The 20700-nt window shown below is 64.1% G+C and carries 17 protein-coding genes and 2 tRNA genes; 14 read left to right on the forward strand and 5 right to left on the reverse strand.

What is annotated here, in order from left to right; genetic code table 11:
• Positions 1-27 precede the first annotated feature (27 nt).
• The 10 genes from ftsH to phoR all read left to right on the forward strand — a co-directional run bounded on the left by ftsH (position 28) and on the right by phoR (position 11360).
• Positions 28-1911, forward strand: coding sequence for an ATP-dependent zinc metalloprotease FtsH (ftsH, locus tag LDO29_RS10735; RefSeq protein WP_224079771.1), 1884 nt, complete (start codon positions 28-30; stop codon positions 1909-1911).
• Between the two features lie 150 nt (positions 1912-2061).
• Complete coding sequence (gene folP / locus LDO29_RS10740; RefSeq protein WP_449720080.1) at positions 2062-2928, forward strand: dihydropteroate synthase; 867 nt, start codon at positions 2062-2064, stop codon at positions 2926-2928.
• Positions 2929-2964: 36 nt separating this feature from the next.
• Positions 2965-4308, forward strand: a complete 1344-nt coding sequence (glmM, locus tag LDO29_RS10745) for a phosphoglucosamine mutase (RefSeq protein ID WP_224079772.1) — start codon at positions 2965-2967, stop codon at positions 4306-4308.
• Positions 4309-4556: 248 nt separating this feature from the next.
• Entirely contained in the window at positions 4557-5588 is a 1032-nt protein-coding gene (gene pstS / locus LDO29_RS10750) for a phosphate ABC transporter substrate-binding protein PstS (protein ID WP_224079773.1), read from the forward strand.
• A gap of 107 nt (positions 5589-5695) precedes the next feature.
• Entirely contained in the window at positions 5696-6661 is a 966-nt protein-coding gene (gene pstC / locus LDO29_RS10755; RefSeq protein WP_224079774.1) for a phosphate ABC transporter permease PstC, read from the forward strand.
• On the forward strand, positions 6658-7563 hold the full coding sequence (gene pstA / locus LDO29_RS10760) for a phosphate ABC transporter permease PstA (protein ID WP_224079775.1): 906 nt from the start codon (positions 6658-6660) through the stop codon (positions 7561-7563). The genes pstC and pstA overlap by 4 nt, the downstream gene beginning before the upstream one ends.
• Before the next feature lie 56 nt (positions 7564-7619).
• Entirely contained in the window at positions 7620-8408 is a 789-nt protein-coding gene (gene pstB / locus LDO29_RS10765; protein WP_224079776.1) for a phosphate ABC transporter ATP-binding protein PstB, read from the forward strand.
• 56 nt (positions 8409-8464) lie between these two features.
• Entirely contained in the window at positions 8465-9169 is a 705-nt protein-coding gene (gene phoU / locus LDO29_RS10770) for a phosphate signaling complex protein PhoU (RefSeq protein WP_224079777.1), read from the forward strand.
• 28 nt (positions 9170-9197) lie between these two features.
• A complete protein-coding gene (gene phoB / locus LDO29_RS10775) occupies positions 9198-9905 on the forward strand; it encodes a phosphate regulon transcriptional regulator PhoB (protein WP_224079778.1) in 708 nt (235 codons plus the stop codon).
• Between the two features lie 120 nt (positions 9906-10025).
• Positions 10026-11360 carry a phosphate regulon sensor histidine kinase PhoR gene (gene phoR, locus LDO29_RS10780; protein WP_224079779.1) on the forward strand — a complete coding sequence of 445 codons (1335 nt, stop codon included), beginning with the start codon at positions 10026-10028 and terminating at the stop codon, positions 11358-11360.
• A gap of 78 nt (positions 11361-11438) precedes the next feature.
• On the opposite strand, the gene ppk1 is transcribed toward phoR, so the two are convergent.
• Complete coding sequence (ppk1, locus tag LDO29_RS10785; protein WP_224079780.1) at positions 11439-13562, reverse strand: polyphosphate kinase 1; 2124 nt, start codon at positions 13560-13562, stop codon at positions 11439-11441.
• Positions 13563-13717: 155 nt separating this feature from the next.
• On the opposite strand from ppk1, the gene ppx reads away from it, so the two are divergent.
• Complete coding sequence (gene ppx / locus LDO29_RS10790; RefSeq protein WP_224079781.1) at positions 13718-15250, forward strand: exopolyphosphatase; 1533 nt, start codon at positions 13718-13720, stop codon at positions 15248-15250.
• 75 nt (positions 15251-15325) lie between these two features.
• Here the strand turns inward: ppx and LDO29_RS10795 are convergent, their stop codons facing one another.
• From LDO29_RS10795 to infA, 3 genes are all read right to left on the reverse strand, one after another.
• On the reverse strand, positions 15326-16168 hold the full coding sequence (locus LDO29_RS10795) for a GNAT family N-acetyltransferase (protein ID WP_224079782.1): 843 nt from the start codon (positions 16166-16168) through the stop codon (positions 15326-15328).
• Positions 16169-16530: 362 nt separating this feature from the next.
• Positions 16531-17007, reverse strand: a complete 477-nt coding sequence (locus tag LDO29_RS10800) for a SixA phosphatase family protein (protein ID WP_224079783.1) — start codon at positions 17005-17007, stop codon at positions 16531-16533.
• A gap of 221 nt (positions 17008-17228) precedes the next feature.
• Positions 17229-17450, reverse strand: coding sequence for a translation initiation factor IF-1 (gene infA / locus LDO29_RS10805; protein ID WP_006578938.1), 222 nt, complete (start codon positions 17448-17450; stop codon positions 17229-17231).
• A gap of 613 nt (positions 17451-18063) precedes the next feature.
• Between infA and LDO29_RS10810 the strand changes: the two genes are divergently transcribed.
• Positions 18064-18594: a hypothetical protein gene (locus LDO29_RS10810; RefSeq protein ID WP_224079784.1), complete on the forward strand. Its 531-nt coding sequence runs from the start codon at positions 18064-18066 to the stop codon at positions 18592-18594.
• 75 nt (positions 18595-18669) lie between these two features.
• On the opposite strand, the gene LDO29_RS10815 is transcribed toward LDO29_RS10810, so the two are convergent.
• Positions 18670-18746: transfer RNA gene (locus LDO29_RS10815), tRNA-Pro, on the reverse strand.
• Between the two features lie 413 nt (positions 18747-19159).
• Between LDO29_RS10815 and LDO29_RS10820 the strand changes: the two genes are divergently transcribed.
• Together LDO29_RS10820 and LDO29_RS10825 are read left to right on the forward strand one after the other, a co-directional pair.
• Positions 19160-20395 (forward strand): GGDEF domain-containing protein, encoded by a 1236-nt coding sequence (locus LDO29_RS10820; RefSeq protein ID WP_224079785.1) that lies wholly within the window; start codon positions 19160-19162, stop codon positions 20393-20395.
• Between the two features lie 41 nt (positions 20396-20436).
• Positions 20437-20513, forward strand: a tRNA-Arg gene (locus LDO29_RS10825).
• The last annotated feature ends 187 nt before the right edge of the window (positions 20514-20700 follow it).

Consider the following 20700-nt stretch of genomic DNA (forward strand, 5'->3'; position numbering starts at 1 on the left):
GCAAGGCAATCGCAAAGGAGTTCGGCCTTGAATAACAACCTGTTTCAAAAGGCGGCAATCTGGCTCGTGATCGCGCTGGTGTTGTTTACCGTCTTCAAGCAGTTCGACAAGCCCCGTGCACAGGACGGCGTCACCTATTCGCAGTTCATGGATGATGCCAAGAACGGCAAGGTGTCGCGTGTCGACGTGCAGGGCCGCAACCTCGTGGTGTCGCCGAAGGAAGGCGCCAAGTACACCATCATCTCGCCGGGCGACATCTGGATGGTCGGCGACCTGATGAAGTACGGCGTGCAGGTGACCGGCAAGGCTGACGACGAGCCCAACGTGCTGGTTCAGGCCCTGTACTACCTCGGGCCGACCCTGCTGATCATCGTGTTCTGGTTCTACATGATGCGGCAGATGCAGGGGGGCGGGAAAGGCGGCGCCTTCTCGTTCGGCAAGTCCCGCGCGCGCCTGATCGACGAAAACCAGAACGCCGTCACGTTCCAGGACGTGGCCGGCTGCGACGAGTCCAAGGAAGAAGTGGTCGAGCTGGTCGACTTCCTGAAGGACCCGCAGAAGTTCCAGAAGCTGGGTGGCCGCATCCCGCGCGGCGTGCTGCTGGTGGGCCCTCCGGGTACCGGCAAGACGCTGCTGGCGCGCGCCATCGCCGGCGAGGCCAAGGTGCCGTTCTTCAGCATCTCGGGTTCGGACTTCGTTGAAATGTTCGTCGGCGTGGGCGCGGCCCGTGTCCGCGACATGTTCGAGAACGCCAAGAAGCAGGCGCCCTGTATCGTGTTCATCGATGAAATCGACGCGGTCGGCCGGCATCGTGGCGCCGGCATGGGTGGCGGCAACGACGAGCGCGAGCAGACCCTGAACCAGATGCTTGTCGAGATGGACGGCTTCGAGGCCAACTCGGGCGTGATCGTGATCGCTGCGACCAACCGTGCCGACGTGCTCGACAAGGCGCTGCTGCGTCCGGGCCGTTTCGACCGCCAGGTCTACGTGGGCCTGCCGGATATTCGCGGCCGCGAGCAGATCCTGAAGGTTCATATGCGCAAGGTGCCGATCGGCAACGACGTCGACGCTTCGGTGATCGCACGTGGTACCCCGGGCTTCTCGGGCGCCGACCTGGCCAACCTGGTCAACGAGGCTGCGCTGTTCGCCGCCCGCCGCAACAAGCGCGTGGTCGACATGCAGGACTTCGAGGACGCCAAGGACAAGATCTACATGGGTCCGGAGCGCAAGTCGACGGTCATGCGCGAGGAAGAGCGCAAGGCCACGGCTTACCACGAGTCCGGCCATGCCGTGGTGGCGAAGCTGCTGCCCAAGGCAGACCCGGTGCACAAGGTCACCATCATGCCGCGTGGCTGGGCGCTGGGCGTGACCTGGCAGCTGCCGGAGCATGACAAGTATTCGAAGTACAAGGACAACATGCTCGAGGAGATCGCGATTCTCTTCGGCGGCCGCGCGGCGGAAGAGGTTTTCCTCAACGCCATGAGCACCGGCGCGTCCAACGACTTCGAACGCGCGACCAAGATCGCCCGCGACATGGTGACCCGCTTCGGCATGAGCGACGAGCTCGGCGCCATGGTCTACGTGGATACCGAGCAGGACGGCATGTTCGGCAAGCTGTCGTCGAAGACCGTGTCGGAAGCCACGCAGCAGAAGGTCGACGCCGAGATCCGCCGCATCATCGACGACCAGTACGCACTGGCCAAGCGCCTGCTCGAAGAGAACCGCGACAAGGTCGAGGCCATGACCTCCGCGCTGATGGAGTGGGAAACGATCGACGCGGACCAGGTCAACGACATCATGGCCGGCAAGCCGCCGCGTCCGCCGCGCGGCGTGTCGGGCCCGAACGGTGGCGGCAATGCCCCGTCCGGCGGTTCGCCGGTGGCGCCCACCAATGCGCCTGCCACGGCCTGACGGCACGGGTTTCCCCTCCGCGGGACTGTGACTGCCTAGTTGTTCCGACAAGCCGGTGCCTTGGCACCGGCTTTCTCGTTTCTGCGTGGCCCGATCGTGGTCAGCCTGCAGAACCTCTACTATTCATTTCCGCTTCGCACCGTGCAGCAGATCTCGCAGACCAGGCATTTCCAGTGCGGCCGCTATCGCTTTGCGCTGGGTCGCCGCCCGCTTGTGATGGGCATCCTCAACGTCACGCCCGATTCATTCTCGGATGGCGGCAAGCATGCCACGCGAGATGCTGCGCTCCGGCACGCCGAGCAACTCATTGACGAAGGCGTGGACATCATCGATATCGGCGGCGAGTCCAGTCGCCCGGGGTCCGCGGCCTTGCCACTCGATGAAGAACTGGCCCGTGTGATTCCCGTGGTCGAGGCATTGCGCGACTGCGGCAAGCCGCTGTCGATCGACACCTACAAGCCTGAGGTCATGCGTGCGTCGCTGGCAGCGGGCGCCGATCTGATCAACGATATCTGGGGCTTCCGGATGCCGGGTGCGGTCGAGGCGGTGGTGGGCGGGCAGGCTGGCTTGTGCGTGATGCATATGCAGCGCGACCCGCAAACGATGCAGGAAGACCCGCACTATGCCGACGTGGTGGGCGAGGTCGGCGCTTTCCTCGATGAACGCGTGGCAGTGCTGCGCCAGGCCGGCATTGATCCCGCCCGCATCACGCTGGATCCGGGATTTGGCTTCGGCAAGACTCCGGATCATAATCTGCGCCTGCTGGGCCAGTTGCCGGCGCTGGCGAAGGCCGGGCTGCCGCTGCTGGTGGGCCTGTCGCGCAAGTCGACGCTTGGCGCGATCCTGGGTGGCCGGCCGCCGCTGCAGCGTGTGGCAGCGAGCATTGCCGCTGCGGTATGTGCGGCAGAGCGCGGAGCCTATATCGTGCGAGTACATGATGTGCAGGATACGGTGGATGCCCTCAAGACCTGGTGGGCGGTCCGGAATGAAACCGTGACAGCAGTTGAACAGCAATAGTTGCCAGACAGAGCAAGCAAGAAAGGATCAAAGGGAATGACGCGCAAGTATTTCGGGACTGACGGCGTACGAGGCAAGGTTGGCGAACTGCCGATCACGCCGGATTTCGTCATGCGGCTGGGGCATGCCGCCGGTAAGGTGCTGGCCCATGGCGCCGCCACCGGACAGGGACGGCCTACCGTGCTGATCGGCAAGGACACCCGGATTTCGGGATATATGCTTGAGGCGGCACTCGAGGCTGGTTTTACCTCGGCTGGCGTGCACGTGTTGCTGACCGGCCCGTTGCCGACGCCGGGCATCGCCTACCTGACGCGCGCGCTGCGCCTGTCGGCCGGCGTGGTCATTTCGGCCAGCCACAATCCGTACTACGACAACGGCATCAAGTTCTTCTCGGCCGACGGCGACAAGCTTCCTGACGAGGTCGAGGCGCAGATCGAGGCCGCCATCGAAGAGCCGATGGTCTGCGCGCCGTCGGATGAGCTGGGCCGTGCCAAGCGCATCAACGATGCCCCTGGCCGCTACATCGAATTCTGCAAGAGCACGTTCCCCAACAGCCAGGACCTGCGTGGCCTCAAGCTGGTCGTGGACTGCGCGCACGGCGCTGCCTACCACATTGCTCCGCATGTCTTCCATGAGCTCGGCGCCGATGTGATCGCGATCGGCAACCAGCCGGACGGCCGCAATATCAATGCCGGCTACGGCGCGACCGAGCCCGCAAAGCTGATTGAAGCTGTCAGAGAGCATGGTGCCGACCTGGGCCTCGCGTTCGACGGGGATGCCGACCGTCTGCAGGTCGTGGACAGCGAAGGCCGCCTCTACAACGGCGACGAACTGCTGTACCTGATCGTGCGCGACCGCATGGCGGCAGGACAAGCGGTCGAAGGCGCAGTCGGTACGCTCATGACCAATATGGCCGTGGAGCTTGCGCTCAAGCGGATCGGCGTGGAATTCGTGCGAGCGAAGGTCGGCGACCGCTATGTGCTGGAAGAGTTGAACAAGCGCCGCTGGACGCTGGGTGGAGAGGGCTCCGGCCACTTGCTGTGCCTGGATCGGCACAGCACCGGCGACGGCATCGTCTCGGCGCTCCAGGTGCTGGCGGCGCTGCGCCGCAGTGGCAAGACGCTGGCTGGCTTGCTGGAGGGTGTCAGCCTGTTCCCGCAGAAGCTCATCAATGTCCGCGTCGAGAAGGGATTCGACTGGCAATCGCATGCCGGCCTGAAGGCCGCGCGTGCGGTGGTAGAGCCCGAACTGGCGGGGCGTGGCCGCGTGCTGATCCGCGCATCCGGCACCGAGCCCGTGGTCCGCGTGATGGTTGAGGCGGAGCAGGCCGAGACCGCCGAGCGCGCCGCGCAGACGCTGGCGGAGGCATTGCGAGCCTGAGCTCAATAGCCATTAGCCGAGTTTCATTCGTATCAAAGCGCCGGGCACGTCCCGGCGCTTTTTCGTCTGTTAACGCAATTAACCGACGTTATCTCCCGACATCGGTTGAGCATTGGCAGGCCATGGCTATCCGCGCCCGTACTGGCTTCCAGGAAGATTCAAAGATGTCATGGAATTGTCATATGCGGAGCATAGAGTTCGTCTTGTCAAAAATTTGTCATTCCCAACCAATGTTCTCTGGAGGACATATGAAGCTGGTCAAGACTGCCGTGGCAGGCATCGTTTCGATGGTCGTAGCGGGTACTGCGTTCGCGGCGGAAATTACCGGTGCAGGCGCTTCTTTCCCGGCGCCCGTCTATTCCAAGTGGGCCGACGCATACCAAAAAGCAACGGGTAACAAGGTCAACTATCAATCCATCGGTTCGTCGGGCGGCATCAAGCAGATTGGCGCCAAGACGGTCGATTTCGGCGCCTCTGACGCTCCCCTGAAGGACGAGGACCTGAACAAGCAGGGCCTGGTCCAGTTCCCGACGGTGATCGGCGGCGTGGTGCCGGTGATCAACCTGCAGGGCGTGAAGCCGGGCGATCTGACCATCACCGGCGAGGTGCTGGCCAATATCTACCTGGGCAAGATCAAGAAGTGGGATGATCCGGCCATCAAGGCGCTGAATCCGCACGCCAAGCTGCCGAGCCAGGACATCCTGCCGGTGCGCCGCGCCGACGGTTCGGGCACGACCTTCATCTTCACCAACTACCTGTCGAAGGTCAGCCCCGACTGGAAGAATTCGGTGGGCGAGGGCACCACGGTCAACTGGCCGGGCGGCGGTACCGGCGGCAAGGGCAACGAAGGCGTGGCTGCATTCGTGCAGCGTCTGAATGGCGCGATCGGCTACGTCGAGTATGCCTACGCCAAGCAGAACAAGATGACCCACGTGAACATGAAGAACTCGGCCGGTGCCGTGGTTCAGCCTGGCGACGATGCCTTCAAGGCCGCCGCCGCCGGCGCGGACTGGAGCAAGAGCTACTACCAGATCCTGACCAACCAGCCGGGCAAGGCTGCATGGCCAATCGCTGGCGCCACTTTCATCCTGGTCCACAAGAGCCAGGAAAAGGCCGCGCAGGGTGCCGAAGTGCTGAAGTTCTTCGACTGGGCCTACAAGAGCGGCGGCAACATGGCTGCTGACCTGGATTACGTGCCGCTGCCGGAAGCGGTCGTGAACCAGATCCGCACCACCTGGAAGACCAGCGTCAAGGACGCTTCGGGCAAGGCCCTTTACTAAGCCGCCCGCCTGAATGGCAGCCGGCCGCGGCATGCGCCGCAGCCGGCTGAGTGGCCTGGCGGCTTGCCGCCGGCGCCTGCCAAATCATCGACCGTATCCTCTGCACCATGGCGACTTCGTCCGATCTCTCAGCCGTACGGCCGCCCAGCCGCACAGGCGACATCCTGTTCGGCGGCCTGACACGCGGGGCCGCCATTGTGACGCTGCTCCTGCTGGGCGGCATCATCGTGTCGCTGGCCATCAGTGCCTGGCCTTCGATCCAGGCGTTCGGCGCCCGATTCCTCTGGACTGCGGAATGGGATCCTCCCGCTGACGTCTATGGCGCGCTCGTGCCTATCTACGGCACGCTCGTCACTTCGCTGATCGCACTGATCATCGCGGTGCCGGTCAGCTTCGGCATCGCGCTGTTCCTGACCGAGCTTTCGCCGGTCTGGCTGCGCCGCCCGCTTGGAACGGCGATCGAGCTGCTGGCAGCCGTGCCGTCGATCGTCTATGGCATGTGGGGCCTGCTCGTGTTCGCGCCCCTCTTCGGCGAGTACTTCCAGAAGCCGCTGGCGGCTACCGTCGGCCAGTTGCCGGTGATCGGCAAGCTGTTCCAGGGCGCCCCGCTGGGCATTGGCCTGCTGTGCGCGGGCGTGATCCTGGCGATCATGATCATTCCGTACATTGCTTCGGTGATGCGCGACGTGTTTGAAGTCACCCCGGTGCTGCTCAAGGAATCGGCCTATGGCGTGGGCTGCACCACCTGGGAAGTGATGTGGAACGTGGTACTACCCTATACCCGCGCCGGCGTGATCGGCGGTGTCATGCTCGGCCTCGGCCGCGCGCTGGGCGAAACCATGGCCGTCACCTTCGTGATCGGCAACACCAACCTGCTCGACAACGTGTCGCTGTTCTCGCCGGGCAACAGCATCACGTCCGCACTGGCCAACGAGTTCGCGGAAGCGGGCGCCGGCCTGCACACGGCCGCGCTGATGGAACTGGGCCTGATCCTGTTCTTCATCACGTTCGTGGTGCTGGCGCTGTCCAAGCTGCTGCTGCTGCGGCTGGCAAAGAATGAGGGGACAAAATGAACCAGGCCAGCCACGCTGTATCTTCTGCATCGATTCCGGCCGTACGGCCCGACGCCGATGCCGTGCGCGCACGCCTGCAGACGCGCCGCCGACGCACCAACCTGTTTGCACTGACTGCCTCGCTGGCGGCAATGGGCTTCGGCCTGTTCTGGCTGGCGTGGATCCTGTTCACCACCGTCACGCTGGGCGTGGGCGGCCTGTCGCTGGACCTGTTCACGCAGATGACGCCGGCGCCGAACACCGCCGGTGGCGGCCTGGCCAACGCGATCTTCGGCAGCTTCGTGATGGTGGCGATGGCCACGCTGTTCGGCACGCCGCTGGGCATCCTGGCCGGCATCTACCTGGCCGAGTACGGCAAGTCGTCGCCGCTCGCCAGTCTTATCCGCTTCATCAACGACATCCTGCTGTCGGCGCCGTCGATCGTGATCGGCCTGTTCGTCTACGCGCTGGTGGTGACCCGCATGGGACACTTCTCCGGCTGGGCTGGCGTGTGCGCGCTGGCGCTGCTACAGATTCCAATCGTGGTGCGCACGACCGAGAACATGCTGAACCTGGTGCCCAATGCACTGCGTGAGGCTGCCTTCGCGCTCGGTACGCCGAAGTGGAAGATGGTGCTGTCGATCACGGTCAAGTCGTCCTACGCCGGCATCGTCACCGGCGTGCTGCTGGCCGTGGCGCGTATCGCCGGCGAAACCGCGCCGCTGCTGTTCACGGCGCTGTCCAACCAGTTCTGGACCAGCGACCTGAACAAGCCGATGGCGAACCTGCCCGTGACCATCTTCCGCTTTGCCATGAGCCCGTTCACGGAATGGCAGCAACTGGCCTGGGCGGGCGTGTTCCTGATCACGATCGGCGTGCTCGCGCTCAATATCCTGGCGCGCATCCTGTTCAAGAAATCATGACCGGCGCGCGATTCCAGCAATCGGACCGGAACCCGAATACCAAGCGAGAACCCAGCATGACTTCGACTGTCATCGATATTCCCGACTCCGTGCGTGCCAAGATCGACGTGCGCAACCTGAACTTCTTCTACGGCCAGTTCCACGCCCTGAAGAACATCAACATGTCGATCCCTGACCGCAAGGTGACGGCCTTCATCGGCCCGTCGGGCTGCGGCAAGTCCACGCTGCTGCGCACCTTCAACAAGATGTACGGCCTCTACCCCGAGCAGCGCGCCGAGGGCGAGATCAACATGGACGGCGAGAACCTGCTGACCAGCCGCCAGGACATCGCGCTGCTGCGCGCCAAGGTGGGCATGGTGTTCCAGAAGCCGACGCCGTTCCCAATGTCGATCTACGACAACATCGCCTTTGGTGTGCGCCTGTTCGAGAAGCTGTCGCGCTCGGAAATGGACGATCGTGTGGAGTGGGCACTGTCCAAGGCCGCGCTGTGGAACGAGGCCAAGGACAAGTTGCACCAGTCCGGTTACGGCCTGTCGGGTGGCCAGCAGCAGCGCCTGTGCATTGCGCGCGGCATTGCCATCCGTCCCGAAGTCCTGCTGCTCGATGAGCCGTGCTCCGCGCTGGACCCCATTTCCACGGGGCGCATCGAGGAACTGATCGCCGAGCTGAAAGACGAATATACCGTGGTGATCGTGACCCACAATATGCAGCAGGCGGCGCGTTGTTCGGACTACACCGCCTACATGTACCTGGGCGAGTTGATTGAGTTCGGCGAGACCGAGAAGATCTTCATCAAGCCGCACCGCAAGGAAACCGAAGACTACATCACCGGCCGGTTCGGCTGACGCCGGCCCCTGTGCCACGCAACGCCCCGGAAACCCATAGCGGTCTGGAGAATCCCATGCCCGACAAGCACCTGTCCACCCAATTCGACGCCGACCTCAATGCCATCAACACCAAGCTGCTGCAGATGGGTGGCCTGGTCGAGTCGCAGATCGAGCTCGCCATGCGGGCGCTGGCCGACTTCGATGCCTCGCTGGCCGATCAGGTCATCGTGCGCGAACAGCAGCTCAACGCGCTGGAAGTCGAAATCGACGCCGACTGCGGCAACATCATCGCGCGCCGCCAGCCCACCGCGCGCGACCTGCGCCTGGTGATGGCGATTTCCAAGACCATCACGAACCTGGAGCGCGCGGGGGACGAGGCCGAGAAGATCGCCAAGCGCACCAAGCACATCATGGAAGACGCAGCGGCGCATAATATCAACTACGCCGAAGTGAAGCTGTCGGGCGAGATGGCCATCTCGCTGCTGCGCCAGGCGCTGGACGCCTTTGCCCGCCTGGACACGGTGGCGGCCGCGCGCATCGTCAAGGACGACAAGGCCATCGACGACGAATTCCGCGGCTTTGTGCGCAAGCTGATTACCTACATGATGGAAGACGCCCGTACGATCTCGGTGGCGCTGGACTTCCTGTTCGTGGCCAAGGCGGTCGAGCGCATCGGCGACCATGCCAAGAACATTGCGGAGTTCATCATCTATATCGTCAAGGGGACCGATGTCCGCCACACCTCGCGCGAGGACATGGAGCGCGAGGCGCTGAGCTGAGCAGCGTCATCTCCGGAGAAACACACACATGCCAAGCAGTATTCTCGTTGTCGAAGACGAACCGGCGATCGCTGAACTGATCGCCGTCAACCTGCAGCACGCGGGGCACTATCCGATCCGGGCCTACAACGCCGAGCAGGCACTGTCGCTGATGAGCGACGTGCTGCCCGACCTGGTGCTGCTCGACTGGATGCTTCCGGGCAAGTCAGGCGCAACCTTCGCCAAGGAGCTGCGTGCCAACGACCGCACCAAGCAGATTCCCATCATCATGCTCACTGCCCGCAGCGAGGAGCAGGACAAGGTGATGGGCCTGGAGGCCGGTGCGGACGACTACGTCACCAAGCCGTTCTCGCCCAAGGAATTGCTTGCCCGCATCAAGGCCGTGCTGCGTCGCCGTGCCCCGCAGCTGACCGATGACGTGGTGGCCATCAACGGCCTGAGGCTGGATCCGGCCACGCACCGCGTGACCGGCGAGGATCAGGCGGGCTTCATCAAGCTCGATCTTGGGCCTACCGAGTTCCGCTTGCTCCACTTCCTGATGACGCATCCGGAACGCGTACACAGCCGCTCGCAACTGCTGGACCACGTCTGGGGTGACCATGTCTTCGTCGAAGAGCGTACGGTCGATGTGCATATCAAGCGCCTGCGCGCGGCGCTGACGCCTGGCGGCTACAGCAATATGATCGAAACCGTGCGCGGCAGCGGCTACCGGTTGGCCCGTACACCAGGCAACTGAGCCTGGCCCTGGCCGGCGCTGCGTGGCCAACTGCTACGAATTCGTGGCAAACTCTGCCGCAAAACGGCGGCTCCGCCGCCATCTGCCCGCAGTCAGGGCCCCTGAGTTTCTTTTGCGCGCATGAATGTCATCTGGGCCCGTTCCGCGGCCATCCTGATCAGCCTGGTGGTGGTTTCCGTCGGGGTTTATTTCCTGGCGGGCCCGATACCCGCGCTGGCAGTGATGGGTTTGTCACTGCTGTGCCTGCTGGCATTCCATCTCTACCAGATCAACCGGCTGTGGAAGGTCCTGGACGCGCCGGCATATGGCGAGATCCCGAGCGCGCTGGGTCTCTGGGGCGAGGTCTACTACCGGCTCCACCGACTGGTCAAGCGCTGGCGCCTGCAGGTGCTGCAGGTTGAGCAGCAGCACACGCGCTTTATCCAGGCCATCCAGGCTTCGCCGAACGGCGTGCTGATGCTCGATGACGCGGACCAGATCGAATGGTGCAACGGCGTGGCCGAACAGCATTTCGGCCTGAACGCGCGGCGCGACGTGCGCCAGCGCATCACGCACCTGATCCGCCGTCCCGAATTCGTCCATTACCTGACGCGCCAGCGCTTCGACGAGCCGCTGGCCATGCGCGACATGGGCGAGCACAAGCAGGGCGTGATCTCGGTGCAGGTGCTGCCATATGGCGACAACCGCAAGCTGGTCATCACGCAGGACATCACCAAGCTCGAAAATACCGAGGCCATGCGGCGCGACTTCGTGGCCAACGTATCGCACGAACTGAAAACGCCGCTGACCGTGCTCACGGGCTTTCTCGAGACCGTACGCGACCTGCCGGTGTCCGAGGAAGACCGAAGGCGCTATGTCGACATGATGCTGGTGCAGTCCATGCGGATGCAGAGCATCGTGGAAGACTTGCTGGCCCTGGCCAAGCTGGAAAGCGATGCGCAGCCGCCCGGGCAGGAACTCGTGCCGGTCCGGGAAATGGTGAGCCACCTGGTGCATGATGCGGAAGCGTTGTCGCAGGAGCGGCACCACATTGCCGCCGAGATCGACCCCACCGTGGGCCTGCGCGGCACCGAAACGGAATTGCTGTCGGCGCTTGGCAACCTGGTTTCGAACGCGGTGCGCTATACGCCCGCCGGCGGGGGTATCACCATCCGGCTTGGCTGGGATGACGGGCATGCCGTGTTTTCGGTGGCGGATACGGGCCTCGGTATTGCGCCCGAGCATATTCCCCGCCTGACCGAGCGCTTCTACCGCGTCGACCGCAGCCGTTCGCGCGATACCGGCGGCACCGGCCTGGGCCTGGCCATCGTCAAGCACGTGGTCTCGCGCCACCATGCGGAATTGCGCGTGAACAGCGAGGTGGGACGGGGTAGCGTGTTCCGCATCATTTTCCCCGCGGAGCGCAGCGTGCGCGAGGTGGCTGGCGCGGCCGATCCTTCGCGCCGCGCCGCCTGACGGCAACATCGGCTGTCATCAAGCCCAACAAAAAAATGGCTCGCGCAAGCGGGCCACTTTTTTTGTTCGGTGTCGTGCTTACGTGCTGCCGAACATTGCCAGCAGATCGTTCTGGCTGACATGGGGGTGCTTGGAGCGCGTCTGCTTGCGGACATAGTTGCCGTCCGGCTGCATGATCCACGTCGAGGCATTGTCGCGCAGGTGCACCTGCAGGCTCTCCTTGATGACGCGTGCCTTGAGCGCCTTGTCCAGCACCGGGAACGCCACTTCCACGCGGCGGAAGAGGTTGCGGTCCATCCAGTCGGCGCTGGACAGATAGAGCACTTCGTCGCCGCCTGCAAGGAAGTAATAGACGCGGTGGTGCTCCAGGAAGCGTCCCACGATCGAGCGAACCGAGATGTTCTCGGACATGCCTGGCACGCCAGGCATCAGCGCGCAGACACCGCGTACGATCAGATCGATCTTCACGCCGGCGCGCGACGCCTTGTACAGCTCGTCGATGATGGATGGCTCCAGCAGCGCGTTCATCTTGGCGATGATACGAGCAGGTTTGCCGGCACGCGCATTGCGCGCCTCGGCGCGGATATGCTCGACCAGGTTGCTGTGCATGCTGAAGGGCGACTGCCACAGATGGTTCAGCCGGATGGTGCCGGCGGTTCCCGTCAGCAGCTGGAAGACGTGGTGTACGTCTTCGCAGATGGCCTCGTTGGCGGTCAGCAGGCCGAAGTCTGTGTACAGGCGCGCGGTACGCGGATGATAGTTGCCCGTGCCGAGGTGGGCATAACGGCGCAGCTTGACCTGCTTGGCCTTGGCGCCGGCCGGCTCGCGCCGCACAATCAGCAGCATCTTGGCGTGGCACTTGTGACCGACCACGCCGTAGATGACATGGGCGCCGGCAGATTCCAGCCGCTCGGCCCAGTTGATGTTGGTCTCTTCGTCGAAGCGCGCCAGCAGTTCCACGACTACGGTGACTTCCTTGCCGTTGCGTGCCGCCGTCATCAGCGCTTCCATGACCAGCGATTCATTGCCGGTCCGGTACACCGTCTGCTTGATGGCCACCACGTCCGGGTCGGTCGCGGCCTGTTGCAACAGGTCGAGCACGGAGTTGAAGCTCTCGTATGGATGGTGCAGCAGCACATCCTGCTGGCGGATGACATCGAAAATCGGCGCGCCGCTGGCAAATGGCTTGACCGGTGCCGGCACGTGGGGCGGGAACTTCAGCGCCGGACGGTCCACCATGTCGGGGATCTGCATCAGGCGAACGAGGTTCACGGGCCCGGAGACGCGATACACGTCCTGCTCGCCGAGGCCGGATTCCAGCAGCAGGCGGCGCGCAAGCGCCGGCGGCGTGTCCGACGAGACTTCCAGCCGCACGGTATCGCCGAAGTGCCGCGTCGGCAGTTCGCCCTGCAGGGCTTCGCGCAGGTCGGTGATCTCGTCTTCGGAAACGAAGAGGTCGGAATTGCGCGTGACGCGGAACTGGTAGCAGCCCTGGACTTCGATGGACGGGAACAGTTCATGCACGAATCCCTGCATGAACGAGGACAGCATCACGAAGCCGAACGGGTAGCCCGACAGCTTCTCGGGCATCTTCACCACGCGCGGCAGCGCGCGGGGCGCCTGCACGATGGCCAGGTCGGCCTCGCGGCCGAAGGCGTCCTTGCCGGAGAGCTCGACGACAAAGTTCAGGCTCTTGTTCAGCACGCGCGGGAACGGGTGGGCCGGATCCAGCGCAATTGGCGTCAGCACGGGGCCCAGCTCGCGGACGAAGAAGTCGCGCGCCCATTCACGCTGGGCGTCGGTCCAGGTGGTGGTCAGGTGAAAAAAGATGCCTTCTTTCTCGAGAAGGGGAAAAATGACGTTCTGCAGCATGTCATACTGCGAAGCCACAAGCTGCTGGGTGCGCTCCGTGACACGCTGGTAAGCCTGCTGGATGGAAAGGCCGTCGGGCGTGAGGCCGGAGGCGTTGTCGCGCATCTGTTCCTTCAGCCCGGCCATGCGGATTTCAAAGAACTCGTCCAGATTGCTGGACACGATGCAGATGAATTTGAGTCTTTCCAGCAGGGGTACCTTGGGGTCGGCGGCCTGTGCCAGAACGCGTGCATTGAATTCCAGAATGCCCAGCTCGCGGTTGAGCAGCGTGCTGGACGGTGTCGTCGACATGGGTATGACCTTCTTTTGGTAATGTGGCGACTTTTTCATAGATTCATGTCACTTTTATGACACTACGATTTTGTCATGACGCTGACATGCCGAGGACATAATTTTCCGGGGTGCCGGCCACCGCCTGTGCGGACAGCCCGTCTCTTGCGGCGCGGTAGCCGGTGCTCCATGCGTTTCAGCTTCCCAGACACCGAATGAACAACACCCCACGCCTGCTGGCCGCCGTCGACATGGGCTCGAACAGCTTCCGCCTGATGATCGGGCGGGTGGACGAGACGCTCACCGCGAACGGCCCGGCCAGCCAGATCTTCCAGGTCGACGCCCTGCGCGAGCCGGTGCGGCTGGCAGCCGGCCTGACACCGGACAAGTACCTTGACCAGCCGGCGCGGCGCCGCGGCATCGACGCGTTGCGCCGCTTCGGCGACCGGCTGCGCGATTTCTCGCCGGACCAGGTCCGTGCCGTGGCGACCAACACGCTGCGCGTGGCCAAGAATGCGTCGGAGTTCCTGATCGAGGCCGAGGCCGCGCTAGGCTTCCCGATCGAAGTCATCGCCGGACGCGAAGAAGCGCGCCTGATCTATCTGGGTGCGTCGCACGATGCGCCGGTGTGCCAGGGCAACCGGCTGGTGGTCGATATCGGTGGCGGCTCGACCGAATTCATCATCGGCAGCGGCTACCAGTCGAAGCTGATGGAAAGCCTCTACATCGGCTGCGTGTCGCACAGCCGCCAGTTCTTCCCAAGCGGCAATGTCGACGAGTACGCGATGAAGCAGGCCGAACTGGCCGCGCGGCGCGAAATCCAGGTGCTGGTGCGCCAGTATCGCGCGGCGGGGTGGGAGCAGGCGGTCGGTTCATCGGGTACGGCGCGCGCACTGGCCGAGCTGATCGAGCTCAACGGCATGAACGACAGTCAGGCCGAGCATGGCATCACGCGCGAGGGCCTGGAGCGGCTCAAGCGTGCGCTGATCAAGGCCGAGAACACCAACCGGGTCAAGCTGGCGGGCCTGAAGGCGGACCGCATCCCGGTGCTGCCGGGCGGACTCTCAATCATGCTGGGCGTGTTCGCCGAACTCGACATCGACCGCATGGACGTGACCGACGGGGCGTTGCGCCTTGGCGTGCTCTACGACCTGCTGGGGCGTAGCCATCATGAGGACATGCGCACGGTGACGGTGGACCAGTTCATGCGCCGCTACGGCGTGGACCGCGCACAGGCCAATCGTGTGCGCCGCGCCGCGACCACATTGCTGTCCCAGTTCCCCGAGCCGCCCCATGAGCGCCGGGAGGACAATCTCGGGCTGCTAGGCTGGGCCGCCAGCCTGCATGAGGTGGGTATGTCGATTTCCCATAGCGGGTACCACAAGCATTCGGCCTATATCGCGACGCATGCGGACATGCCGGGCTTCTCCAAGACCGACCAGGCACGCCTGGCGGCCTTGCTGCTTGGCCATGCCGGCAAGCTGGGCAAGCTCTCGGGCAGCGGCAAGTTCCTCGACTGGCGCATGCTCTTCAGCCTGCGGCTGGCATTCGTGCTGTGCCGCCGGCGCTCGGATGCGCCGCTGCCGGATATCCGTGTGTCCCAGCGGTCGGACGCGCTTGACGAGGGCTTCGAGGTTCGCGTGCCCAAGGCCTGGATCGAAGCCAATCCGCTGGTTGAATACAGCCTGGCGCAGGAGGCTGATGAATGGCAGCGCGTCGGCAAGCGCTACAAGGTGGTATACGCCTGACCGCCAGAGCGGCGGCGCCAGATGCCAAACAGGAGCGGCGGCCAATGGCCGCCGTTTTCATTGCGCCGGAGCGCTTCAGGCCGCGTGGTTCAGGCCAAGGAAGTGGCGGGCATAGCGCGGGTTCATGTCGTTCACGCGCAGCAGCGTGAGGAAGTCGGCCACGTTGAAGTCCGGATCCCAGGCAGGCAGGCCGCAGATGCGTGCGCCCAGGCGCAGGTAACCCTTGATCAGCGCGGGCGGATCGACTTCGAGCTGCTGGTTGAGGTCTTCGACAGGCAGCGGCACGCGCGGGAAGGCGTGGTATTCGATCGGTGCCAGCGAACGCTCGCTGAACAGCCGGTACAGGCTGGCGGCATAGTGGCCACCATCGCTCATCGGCACGCTGGCGCAGCCGAGCATCGATTCGATGCCCCAGCGCTGCAGGTACTCGCCCAGGCCGCCCCACAGGGCCATGATGACGCTCCCTGATCGATAGTCACGGTGCACGCAGGAGCGGCCGAGCTCGAGCATCTTGGGGCGCAGGTGCGAAAGGCGGATCAGGTCGAATTCCGATTCCGCGTACAGGCAGCCGATGCGCTTGGCCTGGTGCGGCGGCAGCACGCGGTAGGTGCCGACCACCTTGAGCGTGACCATGTCCCGCACGATCAGGTGGTCGCAGTAGGCGTCGAACATGTCGATATCCAGCTCGGGCACTTTCGACGACAGGCGCGCGCCCATCTCTTCGGCGAACACCTTGTAGCGCAGGCGCTGCGCCTCGACTACTTCATCCTGATGGCGCGCCCACGCCACGCTGAGAACAGGCGATTCATTTGCCGGTGTATCCGACGGGCGATGAAGACGCCTCCGCGCCGACTGGCCGCCGAGGCCATTGGGCAGGGAGTCGAAAAGCGGCTGGGTAGGCGTCGGGAGGTCTCGCATCAGTGTGTCCTTTTGGTGACGATACTGCTGCGAAACAATGTAGTGAGCCGCGGTGACAGTGCCGTGACCCGGCGATGACGCTTCCATGACGCGCGCTGGCGCAGTGTGGGCGCCTGGTGCGACCGACGAGGAGGGAGCGGCCTGGGCAAGGCAGGAGGGTGGGGCAGGGGTGCGCGACATGCTTGTTTCTCCGGGTCACCAATGCCGGGCGTGCCGGCGAACCACGCGACTCTATTGAGTGGAGAAACAGGGGGCTATCGCTCTTCGCCGAAATTTCCGATGGCGTTGGGCGCTGCGGGCGGAAGCCGTTGTGCCCGCGCCGCAGCTGGGCCGGAGATTCAGAAATTCCTCATCGGGGTGTGTCAGAGGAACTCAGGATTGATGACCGCGCGCAACACCGTCTGCGCCTCGCTTTCGCGGGTACGGCTGGCTAGCCACCAGATGCCGCTCTTGCGTACGCTCCAGTTCATCTCCGTGCCGGCCAGCAGCAGGCTGACCAGCCTTCCGATCCAGGGTTGGTGACCCACCACCACGACGTTCTCATCGCCCTGCGGCCAGCCTATGGCGCTGAGGACGGCACTGACGTCAGCGCCAGGCGCGAGGGCATCCACAACTTCAGAGCGGCTGCTGAGCGCCGCCGCAGTCTCGCGCGTGCGCAGCGCGGGGCTGCACAGTAGGCGGGTGCCGGCAGGCAACTGGGCGCGCAGCCATGCCGCGGAGGCGTCTGCCTGCTTGCGTCCGCGGCGCGTGAGCGGACGCTGCAGGTCCGCGTTCCGGCTCAGGCCGAGCGGATCGGGGAGTTCTTCGGCTTCGGCGTGACGCCAGAGGATCAGGTTCATGTCGGAGCTGGGCAGGATTCGTGCTTCGAGTATGGTGAAGCCGTCCGATAGGCGCAAGCAGGGCGGGCCACGGTGGCGGCTCGCCCAAAACAATACGGGCTGCCTGTCAGGCAGCCCGCAAGTGTCTCCGAGCGTAGTGTCAGGCGCGTGACACACGCTGGCGCGCAATCATTGCGCTGAGGCCGGGCGGGAAGTGGTTCCGGCCCGGCGCTGGCAAAGACTCAGGATTTGTGGCGGAAGTTGATGCGGCCCTTGGTCAGGTCGTACGGCGACATTTCCAGGGTGACGCGATCGCCTGCCAGGATGCGGATGCGGTGCTTCTGCATCTTGCCCGATGCATAGGCCCAGATCTCGACGCCATTTTCCAGCAGGACTCGGTAACGATTGTCGGGCAGGGCTTCCGACACCACACCGCCAAATTCAATGAGTTCTTCCTTAGCCAATCTATCTTCCTTTTCTGCAGCCCGCGGGCTGCAATGGTTACGTTTTACATCCGATGTGACGCGACGCGCGGGCATGCCGGTCCGGCGTATGTGCACAGGGCTTGCCGCATGGCGGCGGGTCGCGCCTTGGGTTGTCCCAGGCAAGCTGACAAGGCCCGGACGACGCAGCAGGCCGCGTACCATCCAGTCCGGTTAGGGAATCGTCCAGGGGGCGCAATCTGCCCGGCCGATCTGTCTTGCCGATTGCGGCCGCAGAACCTCGGCCGTGCGAGTCGCGGGTGCGCGGGCACCGTGTTACCGGTCGCTCGCCATGGCTGTAACGTTGCGGAAGGATCTGAAGGGCCGGCCTTCACGCTGGAGAGAACGCCCGGTGACAGGGATGCGGAACATCCCGGGGCTAACAACATATTGTACCACGGGTGCGGGATTTCAATGAGGCAGGCGCAACTTGGCGGCACGGGCGAAGGCATCCGCCGGATAGACGGTGCTTAACCCTCTTTGGGTGTCTTTTGGTCCGCCTACGGTGCAGTCGCGACCTTGGTATTTGTCGGATATGAGCTAGAACTAACTCACGGGCTTATGTACTGAGAGGCCCTTGCAAACGGAGGTGGTCATGGAACTCCACATGCAATCGCACCACTATGTACGTTGCCGGCCTGACTGGCGGGCAGCCGTCGTCGCGGGCCTCATCGCCGGCACGGCTTACATGGTGCTGGAACTGCTGACTGCACGCTTCCTGCTCTATCTGGGTGCCTGGGGCACGGTGAAGATGGTGGCGGCGATCATCCTGGGCCGAGAGGCCCTGACGTCCCCGGATGTCTTCAGCTGGACCATCGTGCTGGCCGCGGCAACGGTCCACTACGCGCTGTCGATCATCCTGGCATCCATACTGGCGCTGATCCTGGGCTCTTTCCGCCTGGATTCGGGCATGGGTCTGGCATCTATCGTCGGTATCGTCTTTGGCGTAGCGGTCTACCTGGTGAATTTCTACGCGCTGGGTCGCTACTTCAACTGGTTCGATGAGGCGCGAGGCTGGGAAAGCCTGTTTGCGCATGCGCTGTTCGGGCTGGTGGCGGCTGACGCCTATTGCCATTTCGAGCGGCGCAATGCCGCGGCGGGAGCGCCGCAGGGCAGCTCGCCATGACGAGGCCGGGCGGCGTGGAAAAGAAAAACGGCTTATGTCGGAAGACATAAGCCGTTTTTGCTCGTACTGGTGTACTGGTCGGAGCGATAGGATTCGAACCTACGACCCTCTGATCCCAAATCAGATGCGCTACCAGGCTGCGCTACGCTCCGAAGCCTGCCATTGTAGCCGGCTTCGCATGGCAAGGTCAATCCAGGTGAAAAGGTGCCGTCTGCGGCGCGCCGAAGGCGCCCCGGCGAACGCACCCTGCTTAGGATGGGCCGACTGCGGCTTGACTTGAATTCGGGCCCGGCGATAATCGCCAGACCGCCACAGTCCGCCCGTGTTTGCCGGGATCGATGGCAAAGCACCCTTGAGCGGACTGTCCAGGCCATCATAAAAGAAAGAAGCGCTCCCGCCTGCGGAGAGCGTGCCGGCCTGCCAGTCCGTTTGCGCCCGCATCGGCTGGCGGATGTCCGGAACCGGTCTGGCGGCAAATTGAAAACGACGGTCCCGAAGCAGGGCCGAGACAAAAAGGGACGGTGGCGTCGTGCGGGGCGCTGCCTGTCGCTGGACGGGAATGAAGATGTTTCAGTCGCACATGATTGTGCTCGTTGCAGGCTTGTTTGCCCTGCAAATGGCGGTGGTTTGTGCCGTGCTGCGCCGCTCGCCGGGAATGGAGCCAAGCGGCCTGACTGCGTGGGCACTCGGCGACCTCATGGCCGCGTCAGCGGCCGCCATGCCGGCCCTGGCCGAGTTCGCGGGGTACTGGCTGGCGGCCGACGCTGTCGATATGGCCCTGTTCTCGGGTATTTCGCTGATGGCGGCGGGCACGCGGCATTTCGCCGGAAAGCCCGGGCATGCCTCCACGCTGCTGGTCGTGAACCTGGTATTGGGGGCTGCGATTGCCGGCGGCACGTGGTGGCCGCATGCCGGCTGGCTGGAGGCGCTGCGCCCCTGGATGCCGGCGGCGCTGGGTTTCGGGCAGGTACTGCTGTTGCTCGACCTCGTGCGTAGCGTTGTGCCGGTGCTCGCACAGAAGCGTGGCACGGGCAGGTTCGCTGCGCTGTCGCTGGTGCTGATTGCGGCCGGGTGCGCCGGACTGAATGCCTGGAATCTTGCCGGCTCCGTCGTCCAGCCCGGCGTTCCTGGTCCGCTGGCACAGGACGGCTCGCTGGTCGTGCTGAACGTGTTCGCCATGGTGGGGCTGTCGGTCAGCTTTGCATTGATGACCCATGACCGCCTGCGCCGGATGCTCGAACGCAAGGCCAGCCACGATGACCTGACGGGCCTGCTGGCGCGCGGCGCATTCTGGCAGCAGCTCGAGGCAGCAATCGGGCAAGCGGACCGGCAGGGTAAGCCGTTGACCGTGGCGTTCATCGACCTGGACCACTTCAAGGCCATCAACGATGTGTACGGGCACCTGGCCGGTGACAGCGTACTGAGGCACTGCGCCGGTTTGCTGCGGAAGACGGCGGGTTCGCAGGACATCATCGGCCGGCTCGGCGGCGAGGAATTCGCCCTCGTCATGCCTGGCACGACGCTGGAGCGGGGGCGCGCGACGAGCCTGCGCCTCAGTACGGCCGTGAGAAACACGCCGTGCCCTTCCGAACCCGACGCCATTGCCTATACCGTCAGTATCGGCATGGCGCAGCGCGAGCCGTCGGAGACCGTGGAGAATCTGATGCGCCGTGCCGACCAGGCTCTCTACGATGCGAAGCAAGCGGGCCGCAACTGCGTATCGCTGCACCGCGTCGGCATGCCATGGCATGGCGCCAGCGCGGGTGAGCCTACGCATTGGCGGCAGCGCGCGACATCCTGATCCGCCGCGCAGCATCGCGCTGCGGTAGAATGCTGCCCTTCGCGTCCTTAGCTCAGTTGGATAGAGCACTCGCCTTCTAAGCGAGCGGTCAGAGGTTCGAGTCCTCTAGGACGCGCCAAGACATTTCCGGATCGACGGCAAATTTGCCGAGGCCACGTGCCAGGCCCGCAAAGGGCTGAGGTGCTGCTGAGGTCCCGGGCGTCCAAAAGGCTTTCATACGCCGCCTCTGAAGTTGGATGGTTGCGCGGTTCGCGCAGGCGACGGCTGGCATCGCGCCGACATCCTTTCCCCTCGGCGAGATCCCA

This window comes from Cupriavidus laharis (assembly GCF_914271435.1).
GTDB classification, from domain to species: Bacteria; Pseudomonadota; Gammaproteobacteria; order Burkholderiales; family Burkholderiaceae; genus Cupriavidus; species Cupriavidus laharis.